Annotated in this window: 13 protein-coding genes; 3 read left to right on the top strand and 10 right to left on the bottom strand. The window is 72.9% G+C overall.

The features are described 5' to 3' along the window. The first annotated feature begins 16 nt into the window (after positions 1-16). A complete protein-coding gene (locus FCN18_RS12730) occupies positions 17-1,129 on the top strand; it encodes a glycosyltransferase (RefSeq protein WP_137095076.1) in 1,113 nt (370 codons plus the stop codon). A gap of 109 nt (positions 1,130-1,238) precedes the next feature. Here FCN18_RS12730 and FCN18_RS12725 read toward each other — a convergent pair whose 3' ends face one another. Genes FCN18_RS12725 through FCN18_RS12685 form a run of 9 tightly spaced genes read right to left on the bottom strand, consistent with a single transcriptional unit; the run spans position 1,239 to position 9,771 of the window. Then, positions 1,239-1,490 (bottom strand): ABC transporter permease, encoded by a 252-nt coding sequence (locus tag FCN18_RS12725; RefSeq protein ID WP_206077877.1) that lies wholly within the window; start codon positions 1,488-1,490, stop codon positions 1,239-1,241. Between the two features lie 5 nt (positions 1,491-1,495). Then, positions 1,496-3,331: a 3D-(3,5/4)-trihydroxycyclohexane-1,2-dione acylhydrolase (decyclizing) gene (iolD, locus tag FCN18_RS12720; protein ID WP_112275289.1), complete on the bottom strand. Its 1,836-nt coding sequence runs from the start codon at positions 3,329-3,331 to the stop codon at positions 1,496-1,498. Then, positions 3,328-4,218, bottom strand: a complete 891-nt coding sequence (iolB, locus tag FCN18_RS12715) for a 5-deoxy-glucuronate isomerase (protein ID WP_112275287.1) — start codon at positions 4,216-4,218, stop codon at positions 3,328-3,330. The genes iolD and iolB overlap by 4 nt, the downstream gene beginning before the upstream one ends. Beyond that, on the bottom strand, positions 4,215-5,102 hold the full coding sequence (locus FCN18_RS12710; protein ID WP_113644161.1) for a Cgl0159 family (beta/alpha)8-fold protein: 888 nt from the start codon (positions 5,100-5,102) through the stop codon (positions 4,215-4,217). Before FCN18_RS12710 ends, iolB begins: the two co-directional genes overlap by 4 nt. Continuing rightward, positions 5,099-6,034, bottom strand: a complete 936-nt coding sequence (gene iolC / locus FCN18_RS12705) for a 5-dehydro-2-deoxygluconokinase (protein WP_113644160.1) — start codon at positions 6,032-6,034, stop codon at positions 5,099-5,101. The genes FCN18_RS12710 and iolC overlap by 4 nt, the downstream gene beginning before the upstream one ends. Continuing rightward, positions 6,031-6,810 (bottom strand): ATP-binding cassette domain-containing protein, encoded by a 780-nt coding sequence (locus FCN18_RS12700; protein ID WP_112275283.1) that lies wholly within the window; start codon positions 6,808-6,810, stop codon positions 6,031-6,033. Before FCN18_RS12700 ends, iolC begins: the two co-directional genes overlap by 4 nt. Next, positions 6,807-7,850 carry an ABC transporter permease gene (locus FCN18_RS12695; protein ID WP_112275281.1) on the bottom strand — a complete coding sequence of 348 codons (1,044 nt, stop codon included), beginning with the start codon at positions 7,848-7,850 and terminating at the stop codon, positions 6,807-6,809. The genes FCN18_RS12700 and FCN18_RS12695 overlap by 4 nt, the downstream gene beginning before the upstream one ends. After that, positions 7,847-8,854 (bottom strand): sugar ABC transporter substrate-binding protein, encoded by a 1,008-nt coding sequence (locus FCN18_RS12690; RefSeq protein ID WP_112275279.1) that lies wholly within the window; start codon positions 8,852-8,854, stop codon positions 7,847-7,849. The genes FCN18_RS12695 and FCN18_RS12690 overlap by 4 nt, the downstream gene beginning before the upstream one ends. 23 nt (positions 8,855-8,877) lie before the next feature. Continuing rightward, complete coding sequence (locus tag FCN18_RS12685; protein ID WP_137095075.1) at positions 8,878-9,771, bottom strand: TIM barrel protein; 894 nt, start codon at positions 9,769-9,771, stop codon at positions 8,878-8,880. Positions 9,772-9,895: 124 nt separating this feature from the next. Here FCN18_RS12685 and FCN18_RS12680 point away from each other — a divergent pair, with 124 nt between their 5' ends. Both FCN18_RS12680 and FCN18_RS12675 read left to right on the top strand, forming a co-directional pair. Further along, positions 9,896-10,900 carry a LacI family DNA-binding transcriptional regulator gene (locus FCN18_RS12680; RefSeq protein WP_137095074.1) on the top strand — a complete coding sequence of 335 codons (1,005 nt, stop codon included), beginning with the start codon at positions 9,896-9,898 and terminating at the stop codon, positions 10,898-10,900. A gap of 17 nt (positions 10,901-10,917) precedes the next feature. Beyond that, positions 10,918-11,922, top strand: a complete 1,005-nt coding sequence (locus FCN18_RS12675) for a Gfo/Idh/MocA family protein (RefSeq protein WP_137095073.1) — start codon at positions 10,918-10,920, stop codon at positions 11,920-11,922. Between the two features lie 128 nt (positions 11,923-12,050). Here FCN18_RS12675 and FCN18_RS12670 read toward each other — a convergent pair whose 3' ends face one another. Beyond that, positions 12,051-13,538, bottom strand: a complete 1,488-nt coding sequence (locus FCN18_RS12670) for an MFS transporter (RefSeq protein WP_112275271.1) — start codon at positions 13,536-13,538, stop codon at positions 12,051-12,053. Positions 13,539-13,564: the final 26 nt, after the last annotated feature.

The raw sequence follows: 13,564 nt of genomic DNA, 5'->3' as shown, positions 1-13,564 counted from the left end.
GGCGTATCGTGAGGCGATGCGGGTGCTGTTCTCCTCGACCGCGGGAGCCGGGCACTTCGGCCCGATGGCTCCGTTCGTGCGGTCGTGCCTGCGTACCGGCCACGACGTGCTGGTCACCGGGCCGGACGCGCTCGCGAGCACCGCGGAGGCGACCGGTGCGGCATTCCGGCGCGTCGACGACCCGCCCGCCGACGCGGTGGCGGCGGCCTACGAGATCCTCGCGACACTGCCGCACGACGAGGCCAACGCGTTCATGTGCGGGGAGATCTTCGGCAGGCTCCGGCCGCGCGCCGCACTCCCCCGGCTCGCGGAGACGATCGCGGACTGGGGGCCGGACGTCGTGGTGCGGGAGAGCGCCGAGTTCGCCGCCGCCGTGGCCGCGGAGCTGCACGACGTGCCGCACGCCAGGATCGCGATCGGGCTCGGCGTCATGGAGGAGCGGTTCGTGCGCTACGCGGCGGAGAGTGTCGACGGGCTGCGCCGCGCGTCCGGCCTGCCTCCCGACCCGGACGCCACCCGCCTGCACGAATCGCCGTACCTGACCCTGTTCCCCGCCGGGCTCGAGGATCCGACCGTGCCGGATCCCCCACGGACACGACGGTTCCGCGACGCGGCCTGGGCCTCGCCGGGCGAGCGCGCGGGACGACCGTTCGTCTACGCGACGTTCGGCAGCGTCACGGGCGTGCTCTCCGATGCGGCGCCGGTCTACCCCGAGGCGCTGGCCGCCGTCGCCGGGCTCGACGCCGACGTGCTGCTGACCGTGGGCCATGGGCTCGATCCCGCAACGCTTGGCGAACCGCCGCCGAACGTGCGCGTGGAACGCTGGGTCGACCAGAACACGGTGCTCGGCCATGCCGCCGCAGTGATGTGTCACGGCGGCGGCGGGTCGACACTCGGCGCGCTCGCGGCCGGGGCTCCGCTCGTGGTGGCGCCCCTCTTCGCCGAGGACCAGCACCTGAACGCGCGGCGGGTCGCCGAGGCGGGCGCGGGCGTTCACACCACACCGGACGCGGCGAGCCTGCGGGCGGCGCTCGACACGGTGCTCACCACGCCCGCCTACCGAACGCGGGCGCGCCAGCTCGCCGGCGAACTGGCGCGCGTACCCACCACCGACGAGGCATTCCGCTGACCGCCACATCGTCGCGAGCGCGCCGACGAGCACGGTGGCACCGGCCGCGCCGCCGAGCACCCACCGGCCAGCGCGAACGGTCAGTCGCGGCTCGCCGCGAACACCGCCGTCACCGCGCCGCCCAGCACCACGCCGCCGATCCCACCGAGCCCGCGAGCAGCACCGACTCGCCCGGGAACTGCCTGCGCACATGGGCCCTGGTCGCGCCGAGGGCACGGCGCAGGCCCACCTCCGCACGGCGTTCGAGCACGGCGATCACCATCGTGTTCGCCACGCCGATGCCGCCGACCAGCAGCGCGACCCCGCCGAGGGCGAGCATCAGCGTCGTCAGCGTCTCGTCCGCCGCCTGCCGCGCCCGCACGACGCTCAGGCGCGGTAACGCAGCTGGCGGGCCTTGCCCACCTCGTACTCGGCGTGGCCGGGCAGGTGCGGTGGAACGCCGACCTCCCACCACGCCCCCGCGTCGGTCCAGGCGGCCGGGTCGGTGCGCAGCACCACGACCACGGGTCTGCGCTGCGTGCGCGCGGCCTGACGCGCCTTGACGTAGGCGTCGCGGAACCCGGCGAGGTCGGCGGCGGCGAACGCGACGCAGCCCAGCGCCTCGGCGTGCGCGGCGAAGTCGGCGCGCGGCGGGTTCTCGTGTGCAGAGGCGCAGTCGGCGTAGAGGTTGTTGAACGCGGGCGCGCCCTGGCCCTCCTGCAGGCGCGCGATCACGGCGTAGCCGTCGTTGTCGCACACCACCGCGACGAAGGGATGCCCGGCGAACGCGGCTGAGAACAGCTCCGAGTTGAGCATCAGGTACGAGCCGTCGCCGAGCAGCGTCGTCACCACGCCGTCGCGGGCCAGCGCCGCGCCCCACGCGCCGGCGAGCTCGTAGCCCATGCACGAGAAGCCGTACTCGACGTCCATGCTCGCGGTGTCCATCGCCCGCCAGCCGCCCACCAGCTCGCCCGGCAGCCCGCCCGACGCGGTCATGACGTAGTCCCCCGGCTCAGCGGCGTCGTTGACCACGCCCACCACCTGCGCGTAGGTGGGCAGCCCCTCGCCGGGTGCGCGCAGGCCGTCGACGTAGTCGTCCCACCGCGCCCGCTCCATGGCCGCCCGCATGGTCCACGCCGGGTCGACGACGCCGCGGCCCGCGAGCGCCGAGGTGAGCTCGGCCAGCCCCTCGCGCGCGTCGCCCACCACCGCCGTGGCCCCGTGCTTGACCGCGTCGAACCGCGCGACGTTGAGGGTCACCAGGCGCACCCGGGGGTCGAACACCGTCCACGACGCGGTGGTGAAGTCCTGCAGCCGGGTGCCGACGGCGAGCACCACGTCGGCCTCGGCCGCGAGTGCGTTGGCCGAGGCGGAGCCGGTGATGCCGAGTGGGCCCGCGTAGAGGGGCTCGTCGTGCGGGACCAGGGTGCGGCCCGCGGTGGTCTCGACGACGGGGAAGTCGTGCTCGCGCGCGAACGCGAGCGCCTCCCGCTCCGCACCGGAGTAGCGCACGCCCCCGCCGAGCACGAGTAGGGGGCGCCGGGCCTTTCCCAGCACGTCGGCGGCCTCGGCGACCTCGCGGGTGTCCGGGCGGGGCCGAGGCACCCGCCGCACAACGGGCTCGAACAGCGAGCCGGGGAAGTCGAACGTCTCGGCCTGCACGTCCTGCGGCAGTGCGAGCGTAACCGGACCGGTTTCGGCCGGATCGGTGAGCACCCTCGCCACCTGGGGCAGGGTGTGCGCCAGCTGCTCGGGCCGGACGACGCGGTCGAAGTAGCGGCTCACGGCGCGGAAGGCATCGTTGACGGTGGCCGCCGGGTCGCCGAAGTGCTCCACCTGCTGTAGCACCGGATCGGGCGCGCGGCCCGTGAACGTGTCGCCGGGCAGGAGCAGCAACGGCAGGCGGTTGGCGTGCGCGACCCCTGCGGCGGTGACCATGTTGAGCGCACCGGGTCCGATCGACGACGTCACCACGCCCACCTGACGCCGGTGCACGGCCCTGGCGTAGCCGACGGCGGCGAGCGCCATGCCCTGTTCGGTGTGCCCCCGCCACACCGGCAGCCGGTCGCGATGCTCCTCGAGCGCGCTGCCGAGGCCGAGCACGTTGCCGTGGCCGAAGATCGCGAACGCGCCTGGGAACAACGGCACCTCGGTTCCGTCGAGCAGCTCGGCGCGCTGCGCCACCAGCCAGCGCACCAGTGCCTGCGCGGTCGTCAGTCTCACCCCCGCCTCCCTTCGGCTCCGGTCACCGGGCAGCGCGGGTCGGCAGGCAGGTCGCGCCACGTGTCCCTGACCCAGCCGTGGGCGGGGTCGTCGCAGAACGCCATCGAGCGCTCGGGGCCGGGCCCGGCGAGCACGTTGAGGTAGTACATCGGGTAACCCGGCGCCGCCACGCACGGGCCGTGGTAGCCGCGCGGGATCAGGAACACGTCGCCGTCGCGCACGGCCACGTCCTCGTCCAGTTCCCCGTCGGCGGTGTAGGTGCGGTGCAGCCCGAAGCCCGCCGTACTCGGCGTGGTCCCGTCGCGCCCGGCGATGCGGAAGTAGTAGATCTCCTCGTTGACGACCTCGCACTCGCCTGCCTCGTCGTGCTTGTGCGGCGGGTAGGAGGACCAGTTGCCGTCCGGGGTGATCAGCTCGCACGCGTTGAGCTTGTCGGCGTGCTCCCACACCCCGGGGACACCGAAGTTGGTGACCTGGCGGGTCGCGTTGCCCGCGCCCCGCACCTCCACCGGCACCAGCTCGGCGGGTCCGTAGCGGGGCACGAGCCTGCGCTCGCAGCGGGCCATCGGCAGCGCGATCTCCGCACCCTCCACAGCGGACAGTTCGACCTCGGCATCCCGTGGCACGTAGGCGAAGTCGGTGACCCTTGTGAACACCGACGACCGCCCGCGCAACACGAAGCGCTCCTCGTCGACGGTGACCTCGCACCCGCCGGAGAGCGGCAGCACGAACGCCTCGAACTCGCCGGTGGTGACCGTGCGCGGCTCGCCCGGCTCCAGGGTCAGCACGCGCAGCCCGGTGTAGGCCCAGCCCGCGTCCTCCGGGTACAGCCGCACCGGGTCGGCCCCGTCGGCGAGCGTCCCGTGCGGGCGATGCAGGGCGCTCATCGGGACTTCTCCAGCATTCGCGCCGCGGCGGCCACCGCACCGGCGACATCGCCGTCCGGCGGGTACAGCAGCGAACGGCCGACGACCAGCCCTCGCACCACGGGGTGGCGCAGGGTCGCGCCCCATTGCTCGAGATCGGCGGCGTAGTCCCCCGACGGCACCCCGCCGAGCACCACCACGGGCAACGTCGTCGCGTCGAGCACAACGGCCTCCCGCACGCTCGGCAGCTTGAGCCACGTGTACGCCGACGTGACGCCAAGGCCGGAGGCCACGCCGATCGCGCGGGCGAGTGAGGCCGCGTCGCGCCGCAGCACCAGCGTGCCGCCGTCACGGGCGTACGGCAGTGGCTCCACCATGGCGAGCCGCCCGGCCCCGGCGAGCTCGGACACCGCCCGCGCGCACGACTCCAGAGTGGGCGCGGTCCCGGCATCGGAGTCCACGATCCGCAGCAGCATCTTCCCGCCGTCGAGTCCACAGTCGACGATGGAACGGGCAGTGTAGGCGGTGAACCGGTCGTCGATCTCCCAGTCGGCGCCGGCGAGCCCGCCCCGGTTCATCGAGCCGAGCACCACCTTGCCGTCGAGCGCGCCGAGCAGCAACAGCTCCTCCACCACGTCGGGGGTGCCGAGCACGCCGTCGACGGCGGGGTCGGCGAGCGCGACCAGCAGCCGCTCCAGCAGCCGCCTGCGATCGGCCATCGCGAGCGGATCGGGGCCGACGCCCAGCATGCCCCTCGCCGGATGGTCGGCGGCCACGAGGAAGAGCGTGCCGCGCTCCGACAGCAGGCTCGCTCTGCGCTTCCGGCGGTCGTAGGCCCGGCGCACCGCGCGCGGATCGGTCGCGCGCACCCGCAACAGGTCCGCCCACTGCTCCTCGGTGATCAACTCGCCAGTGTCCTCTCGATCTCGTCGGCCGTGGGCATGGCGTCCGCGCACGCGAGCCGGGAGGCGACGATCGCGCCCGCCGCGTTGGCGTAGGCGGCGATCCGCGGCGGTTCCCAGCCCGACAGCAGGCCGTGGACGAGTGCCCCGCCGAAGCCGTCGCCCGCACCCAGCGCGCACACGACGTCGACGGACCGGGGTGACACCGTCCACGCGCCCTCTCGCGTGGCGACGTACACGCCGTCACCGCCCTGCTTGATGACGGCGAGCTCGACGCCGCGTTCGAGCATCCGTTTCGCCGCCTCGGCCGGTTCCGCGGTGCCCACGGCGATCTCCGCCTCGGTCCGGTTGCCCACGGCGACGGTCACGTGCTCCAGCAGCGCGCCGATCTCCGCGCGTGCCGTGCCCTCGTCCGGCCAGAACATCGGCCGGTAGTCCAGGTCCAGCACCGTGTGGGTCCGGCGATCCCGGCGCCGCAGGATCTCCCGTTGCGTGCCGCGCGCCGGTTCCGCGCACACGCCCGTGCCCGTGACCCACAGCAGGGGCACGGCCTCCACGACGTCCCACGGCACGTCCCGCTCCGTCAGCGAGAGGTCGGGCGCGAGCGGCTCACGGTAGAACAGCAGCGGAGGATCCTCCGGCGGGTCGAGCGCGCAGAACACCACCGGAGTACGCAACTCCGGCGCGGTGCCCACGTGGTCGGGGCTCACCCCGAAGCCCCGCAGCGCCGTGCGCACGTAGTCGCCGAAGCCATCGGCGCCCACCTTGGTGAGCACGGCGGTGCGCCTGCCCAGCCGCGCCGCCGCCACCGCGACGTTGGTCGCCGTGCCGCCCAGCGACTTCGCGAACGTCCTGACCTCGGCCAGCGGCACACCGCTCTGCTCGGGGTAGAGGTCCACCCCGACGCGGCCCACGGTGAGCGCCTCCAGCGTCACGTTTCCACCGACCGCAACTCGTGCTCCAGCGCCGCCAGTTCCGCGCCGCCCGCCATCTGGCTGGTCAGCTCCCCGAGGTCGATCTCCGACTTCTCGTAGGTGCCCAGCGGCGCACCCCGCTTGAGCAGCAGGAACCGGTCGCCCACCGGGTAGGCGTGGTGCGGGTTGTGGGTGATGAGCACGACGCCGAGGCCGCGATCACGCGCCTGCGCGACGTGCCGCAGCACGATCCCCGCCTGCTTCACGCCGAGCGCCGCGGTCGGCTCGTCGAGGATCAGCACCTTTGCTCCGAAGTGGACGGCCCGCGCGATGGCGACGCACTGCCGCTCACCACCGGAGAGCGTGCCCACCGGCTGCTCGACGTCCCGCAGGTCGATGCCCAGCTCCGCGAGCGCCTGCTTGGTGACCCGCTTGCCCTTCCGCCGGTCGAGCAGCTTGACCGGCCCGAACCCGATCGTCGGCTCCGAGCCGAGGAAGAAGTTGCGCCACACGCTCATCAGCGGCACGACCGCGAGGTCCTGGTAGACGGTCGCGATGCCCGCCTCGAGCGCGTCCCTCGGCGAGGAGAACCGCACCGGCTCGCCGCCGACCCGCAGCTCCCCGGAGTCGTGCTGGTGCACCCCGGCCAGTATCTTGATCAATGTCGACTTACCGGCACCGTTGTCGCCCAGCACGCACGTGACCTCACCCGCGTTGACCACAGTGGACACGTCCCGCAGCGCGTGGACGCTGCCGTAGGACTTGCCGATGCCGGTGACCTCGATCAGGGGAGTCATCTCCGCACCCTCTCCGCGCGCCGCCGGAACGTGTTGTTGACGAGCACCGCGGCGAGCAACATCACGCCGAGGAACAACATGAACCAGTCGTTGTCCCAGCCCGCGAAGACGATGCCCTGCCGCGCCATGCCGAAGATCAGCGCGCCGATCGCTGCCCCGATCGCCGACCCGAAGCCACCGGTGAGCAGGCACCCGCCCACCACCGCGGCGATGATGAACTGCAGCTCCTGACCGATGCCCTGGTTGGCCTGCACGCTGTCGAACCGCAGGATGTTGATCGAGCCGACGATCCAGCCCGCGAACGCCGTTGTCATGAAGAGCAGGATCTTGGTGCGCACCAACGGAACGCCGACGGCGCGGGCGCTGACGGCCGAGCCGCCCACCGCGAAGATCCAGTTACCGAACGGCGTGCGCACGAGCACGAGCGCCGCGACCGCCGCCACCAGGATCCACCACAGGATCGACACCTGGAACTCCGTGCCCCCGATCTCGATCGTGGACGCGAACAGCATCCCGGCCGACTCGTAACCGTCCGCGGCCCGCACACCCGACACCTGCACGGTGCCCGTCAGCAGCCGCGTCACCCCGAGGTTCAGTCCCTGCAGGGCGAGGAAGGTGCCCAGGGTGACGATGAAGCTCGGCAGGCCGGTGCGCATCACCAGCCATCCGTTGAACCCGCCCACCAGCAGCGCGAACACCAGCGAGGCACCCAGCGCCACCCACACGTTCCAGCCCGCCTCGGTCGCCAGTATCGCCGTGACCAGCGCTGTCGACGCGGTCATCACACCGGCGGAGAGGTCGAACTCCCCGCCGATCATCAGCAGCGACACCCCCACCGCCATGATCCCGAGCGTCGAGGCGTCGTCGAGCCACGTCGAGACGCCTCCCGGGCTCAGGAACTGGTCGGTGACGAGCGAGAAGAACACGAACACCACGATCGCCCCGAGCAGCGCCCCGATCTCCGGCCGGACCACGAGCCGGTCCAGCAGGCGGGGCGCCGCGACGCGCTCGTCGACGGGCGTGGGTGGCGCGACGGTCATCGCGTGCCCCGCTCCACGTACTGGCCGATGCGGTCGACGTTGTCCCGCTCCACCAGGTCCGGCCCGGTGAGCACCGGCCGCCCTCCGCCGACCACGTTGGCGTTGTCGCGATACAGCTTGAGGAACTGCACCGGCAGGTAGCCCTGGAGGTACTGCTGCTGGTCGACGGCGAAGAGCACCTCGCCGGACTTGATGGCCGAGACGACGTCGGCGTTGAGGTCGAACGTCGCCACCTCGGCGTTCGAGTTCGCGGCCTCGATCGCGCTCGCGGCGCGTGCGGCGACCTGCGAGTTCAGCGTCAGCACCGCGTCGATCGACGGGTCGGTCTGCACGGCTCCCCTGATCCGCGACTCGACGTCGGTCGGGTTGCTGATGTCGACCTGGAGATTGCTGACCTGCCCGGAGAAACCCTCACGTGCGCCGTCGCAACGCTGGTTGAGGCCGATGTTGCCGGCCTCGTGGATGACGCACAGCATCTTGCGCTTGCCCGCATCGGCGAACGCGGCACCGGCCTGCTCGCCCGCGACGGTCTCGTTCTGCCCGACGTGCGTGAGGGCGCCGAACTCGGCGCTGCGGTCCTCGCCGGAGTTGATCGTGATCACCGGGATTCCCGCCTGCACCGCGCGCTGGATGGACGGCCCGAGCGCGTCGGGGTTGGCCATCGACACCACGAGCCCGCCGACCCGCTGTGCCACGGCGTTGTCGATGAGCCGAGCCTGCGCGCCGGGGTCACCGTCCGCGGTGTACTCGACCTGGACCCCCAGGTCGCGGCCCGCTGCCTCGGCGCCGTTCTTGACGACGTTCCAGAACGCGTCGCCCGCCGTGCCGTGCGAGATCACGGAGACGGTCAGGTCGCCCTGCGCCTGCTGGTTCTGGCCCTCCTGCGCGGCGGGTTCCTCGCCCTCGGGCCCGGCGCACGCGGTGAGCGCGAGGGCGCCGGCGAGTCCCGCCGCGGCGAGCCATCGTCGTTTCGGAAGGAACCTGTGAGTGGATTCGGACTTCATCGTCTCTCTCCAGTCGGTTCGGCTCAGCCGGCGGGCAGCCGGCTGACGAGGTCGTTCAGGTAGGCCAGGCTGCGCGCGGTGTCCCGCTTCGGCCGGTCGCCCGTGTCGTGCTCGCCGAGCACGGTGTCCTGTTCGAGCACGTACCAGCCGGGGTAGCCCGCGGCGCGGACGAAGCCGACCATCGCCGCGAGGTCCACGTCGCCGTCGCCGAGCGGCACGTACAGGCCCTGCCCGACGGCGGCGGTGTAGTCGAGTTCCCCTGCGCGCACCCGCCCGGCGAGGTCCGCGCGGACGTCCTTGAGGTGCACGTGCCCGATGCGCGCGGGGTGCCGCCGGGCGAGCGCCACCGGGTCGGTGCCGCCGACGAGCAGGTGCCCGGTGTCCAGGCACAGCGGGAGCGACGAGTCGGCGAGGAAGCGCTCCACCTCGTCCTCCCGCTCGACGTGGGTGCCGACGTGCGGGTGCAGGACCGCGCGCAGCCCGTGCCTTCGCGCGAGGACCTGGATCTCCTCCGCCGTGGTGACGAGCGCGCGCCAGCCCCGGTAGTCGAGCGCGGGCCGTTCGTCGTAGCCGTCGAGCCCTGTCGCGGCGGCGAGCACGAGCACCTCCGCCCCGCACTCGGCGAGCAGCGCGGCGGACTCCTCGGCGGCGGCGCGGGCGCGCTCCGGTTCGGTGTGCATGGGCACGGCGAGGAAACCGCCGACCAGCCCCAGCGCGTACTCGCTCAGCAACGCCCGCAGCGCCCCGGGTTCCGTCGGCAGGTAGCCCGGCGGCCCGAGCTCCGTAGCCCCCAGACCCAGTTCGGCCATCTGGCCAAGCACCGTGGTGACGTCGAGCTGCGTGCCCCAGCCCGGCACCTCGCACACACCCCACGAGATCGGGGCTCCTGCCACACGAAACCGCGACGGCGACGTCATCAGGGTGCGTCCCTCCCGGGCGCTCCGCCGTTGGAGCGCTCTATTGGTTGGAGCGCTCCAAGCGTGTAGCGTCCCGAGCGGCACTGTCAAGTGCGTCGCGGAGCGGTTTCTTGCGGAGGGCGTGTTGGCACGACCGACGATGGAGGACGTGGCCGCCCGTGCGGGCGTGTCGAGGGCACTGGTCTCCCTCGTCCTCAACAACTCGCCGAAGGTCAGCGACCGGCGGCGGCAGGCCGTGCTCACGGCGGCCGACGAGCTGGGCTACCAGCCGCACGTGATGGCGAGGGCACTGGCGAGCCGCACGTCCACGGTGCTCGGCGTGATGGTCTCGGACCTGCGCAACGCGTTCTTCGCCGACGTGATCGAGGGGCTGGAGGGCGCGGCGAGGGAGGCCGGGTTCGAGCTGGTGCTCAACTCCGGCTCCCGCAGTCCCGGCAGGGAAAAGGCCGCACTGCGCAACCTGCTCTCCTTCCACCCCGCCGGGGTCGTGCTGCTCTCCCCCGTGCTGCCTGCGTCCGCGATCGAGGCCGCCGCGCGAACGTGCCCCGTGGTGCTGGTCTCCCGCGGCTCGCGTTTGTCCACCGTGGACACCGTGAACGACGACGGGGTGGCCGGTTCCGTCCTCGCCGTCGAGCATCTCATCTCGCTCGGGCACCGCCGCATCGCACACCTCGACGGCGGCACCGCCACCACCGCGGCGGCCCGGCGGCGCGGCTACCGGCTCGCCATGAAGGCGCACGGGCTCACTCCCGTGGTGCTGCCGAGCGAGCACACCGACACCGCCGGGGAGAAGGCCGTCCGCCACCTGCTCGACACGGTCCCGCGCGCCGAAAGACCCACGGCGTTGTTCTGCGGCAACGACTTCAACGCCTTCGGCGCCATCTCCGCGCTGGAGGAGGAGGGCCTGCGCATTCCCGAGGACATCTCGGTGGTCGGCTACGACAACACGTCGTTCTCGGCGCTCCGCCGTGTCTCCCTGACCACGGTCGACCAGCCGAGGCTGGAGATGGGCAGGCTCGCGATCGAGGCGCTGCTCGAACGGGTGCGCGGCGAGCGGACCGCCCCGGCACGGCACCTGCTCCACCCGTCGCTGGTGCCGAGGGGCACCACCGGCGCTCCCCCGAACTGACCACGAAAGGGCGGCACATGCGGTTAGGACTCGCCGGTATCGGCCGCATCGGCACGGCACACGCGCGGATCCTGCGCGGCATCCCGGAGGTCGAGTCGCTGCTCGTCACCGATCTCGACCCGGAGCGCGCGCGGGTGGCGGCGGCCGGGCTCGGCGCGGAGTTCGTCGCCGACCTCGACGCGCTGTTCGCCTCGGCGCCGGACGGGCTGGTGATCGCCACGGCCACCGACTCCCACCCCGAGCTCATCGGCAGGGCGGTCGCGGCGGGGATCCCAGTGTTCTGCGAGAAGCCCGTCGCGGCGGACCTCGCGGGCACGCTGAAGGTCATCGAGACCACCGAGGGCTCGGGGGTGCCCGTGCAGATCGGGTTCCAGCGGCGGTTCGACGCGGGCTACGCCGCCGCGCGCGCCGCCGTGGCTTCCGGCGAGCTCGGCAGGCTGCACACGCTGCGGGCGACCACGCTGGACCCGGCTCCCCCGCCCGCCGAGTACGTGCCCCGTTCCGGCGGGCTGTTCCGCGACTGCGGCGTGCACGACTTCGACATCATCCGCTGGGTCACCGGCCGCGAGGTGGCCGAGGTCTACGCGCTGGGCACCAACCGCGGTGCGGCGTTCTTCGCCGAGGCCGGCGACGTGGACACGGGAGCCGCCGTGCTGACGCTCGACGACGACACCATCGCGCTCGTCTCAGCCACCCGCTACAACGGCGCGGGCTACGACGTGCGGCTGGAACTGCTGGGCGAGCACGACAGCATCGCCGTGGGGCTCGACGAGCGGACCCCGCTCACGTCCGCCGAGCCCGGGATCGACCGGCCCGCGGGCCCCCCGTACCCGCACTTCCTGAACCGCTTCGCCCCCGCCTACGTCCGTGAACTGGAGACGTTCACGCAGGTCGTCGCCGGCCGCAGCCCCAGCCCGTGCACCCCGGCGGACGCGCTGGAGGCATTCTACGTCGCCGAGGCGTGCGAGATCTCCCGCGCCGAACACCGCCCGGTAGCCCTCGCGGAGGTCCGATCCGGCTGACCTGATCCAACGCAGTGAAGGCCACCATCCCTGCGCCCACCCGCCTCCCACCACCACCCAAACGGAGACGCTGCGCGCCGCTGTGTTGATCCAACGCAGTGAAGGTGGCCTTCACTGCAACCGCGGGGTCACCCCAGCGGGGCGCGTTCCGCGGTGTGCACCGGGAGAGTGTGGGCGGTCGCCGCCGCGGCGGCGGCGTAGTCGAGCGGCCGGGGGCGGCGCGCACGCCGGGCCGCCAGCAAGCCCAGCACGATCCCCGACGCCGAGAAGATCGCCAGCGCGAGGCACGACACGGCGAGCCCGTCGGCCAGCGACGAGCCTCTCGGATCGCCCGCAGCCTCGCGGTTCGCGGTCACCGACCCGTAGATTCCGGCGGCGACCGCGGTGAGCACCGCGCCGCCCACGTACCTGGCCATGTTCGAGATCCCCGACGCGGCGCCGACCTCCTCCTCGGCCACCGACGCGGTCGCGATGGACGACGCGGGCCCGTTGGACAGCGCGAGCCCGACGGCGATTCCGACCAGGGCAGGCAGCATCGCCCAGTACGTCCACGACGGCCCGACGGCGCCGAGCACCGCGAACCCGGCCGTCATCAGCACGAACCCGGCGATGATCACCGCGCGGGGCGTGAACTTGTGCGCCAGCGGGGTCACGGCGGGAGCCGCCAGAATCACCAGCGCCGCGAGTGGCAGCGTCGCGAGCCCGGCCTCCAGGCTGCTCATCCCGAACGTCGCCGGTTCCTGGAAGTACAGGCTGATCAGCAGCGACAGTCCCGCGATCGCCCCGGCCCCGATGAGGATGGCCGTGGTCGCGCCCACCAGTCGCGTGTTGCGCAGCAGCCGCAGGTCCACGAGCGGCGCGGCCACCCTGCGTTCGACGGCGACGAACACCACGGCCGCCACCACCGAGATCACCAGGCACACCAGCGTGGGCACCGACGCCCAGCCCCACGACGAGCCCTCCGTCATCGCGAACACGAAGGGCGCGAGCACGGCGGCCACCAGCAGCGTGCCCGCCACGTCGATCTTGCGTGGGCGCGCAGGGTCGCGCGACTCCGGCACCGTGCGCAACACCCACGGCACGCAGAGGGCGGCGATGCCCGCGTCGATCCAGAACAGTCCCTGCCAGCCGGTCGCCTCGTTGAGCACACCGCCGAGCACGGGCCCAGCCGCTGCGCCTGCAGCCGCGGCCCCTCCCCACAGCGCCACGGCGCGCATCTGTGCGGGCCCGGTGGTGACCACCGAGAGCAGGCTCAGCCCCGACGCGACGATCGCCGCGCCCGCCGCGCCCTGGATCACCCTGCCCACGATCACCAGCCAGCCGCCGGGCGCGAGCGCGATCAACACGCACGAGACCACGAACAGCAGCAGCCCGTAGACGAACATCCTCCGCCTGCCGAACACGTCGCCGAGCGCGCCCGACGTGACGATCGTGGCCGCCCCGACCAGCATGTACCCGGTCACGGCCCATTGCAGCAGGTCGATCGAGACGCCGAGGTCGGAGCCGATCGAGGGCAGCAGGATGCTGACCGCCGAGGTGTTGGCGTTGACGACGAACGTGGAGACGCACGCCGTCCCGAGGACGCCGCTGTGCGCCGAGGTGGTCGCGGTGCTCATGAGGACACACGGTGCCCTCTCGAGGC

The organism is Prauserella endophytica (genome assembly GCF_005146945.1).
GTDB classification, from domain to species: domain Bacteria; phylum Actinomycetota; class Actinomycetes; order Mycobacteriales; family Pseudonocardiaceae; genus Prauserella_A; species Prauserella_A endophytica.
The sequence above is the reverse complement of the archived record's forward strand: the minus strand, read 5'-3'. Positions and strand labels throughout refer to the sequence as shown.

What these genes read in the sequence shown, in the direction of transcription:
- FCN18_RS12730 (WP_137095076.1), top strand. Translation starts at nt 17, where the DNA reads ATGCGGGTGCTGTTCTCCTCGACCGCGGGAGCCGGGCACTTCGGCCCG.
- iolB (WP_112275287.1), bottom strand. Translation starts at nt 4,218, where the DNA reads ATGAGCGCCCTGCATCGCCCGCACGGGACGCTCGCCGACGGGGCCGAC.
- FCN18_RS12700 (WP_112275283.1), bottom strand. Translation starts at nt 6,810, where the DNA reads ATGACTCCCCTGATCGAGGTCACCGGCATCGGCAAGTCCTACGGCAGC.
- FCN18_RS12695 (WP_112275281.1), bottom strand. Translation starts at nt 7,850, where the DNA reads ATGACCGTCGCGCCACCCACGCCCGTCGACGAGCGCGTCGCGGCGCCC.
- FCN18_RS12690 (WP_112275279.1), bottom strand. Translation starts at nt 8,854, where the DNA reads ATGAAGTCCGAATCCACTCACAGGTTCCTTCCGAAACGACGATGGCTC.
- FCN18_RS12685 (WP_137095075.1), bottom strand. Translation starts at nt 9,771, where the DNA reads ATGACGTCGCCGTCGCGGTTTCGTGTGGCAGGAGCCCCGATCTCGTGG.
- FCN18_RS12675 (WP_137095073.1), top strand. Translation starts at nt 10,918, where the DNA reads ATGCGGTTAGGACTCGCCGGTATCGGCCGCATCGGCACGGCACACGCG.
- FCN18_RS12670 (WP_112275271.1), bottom strand. Translation starts at nt 13,538, where the DNA reads ATGAGCACCGCGACCACCTCGGCGCACAGCGGCGTCCTCGGGACGGCG.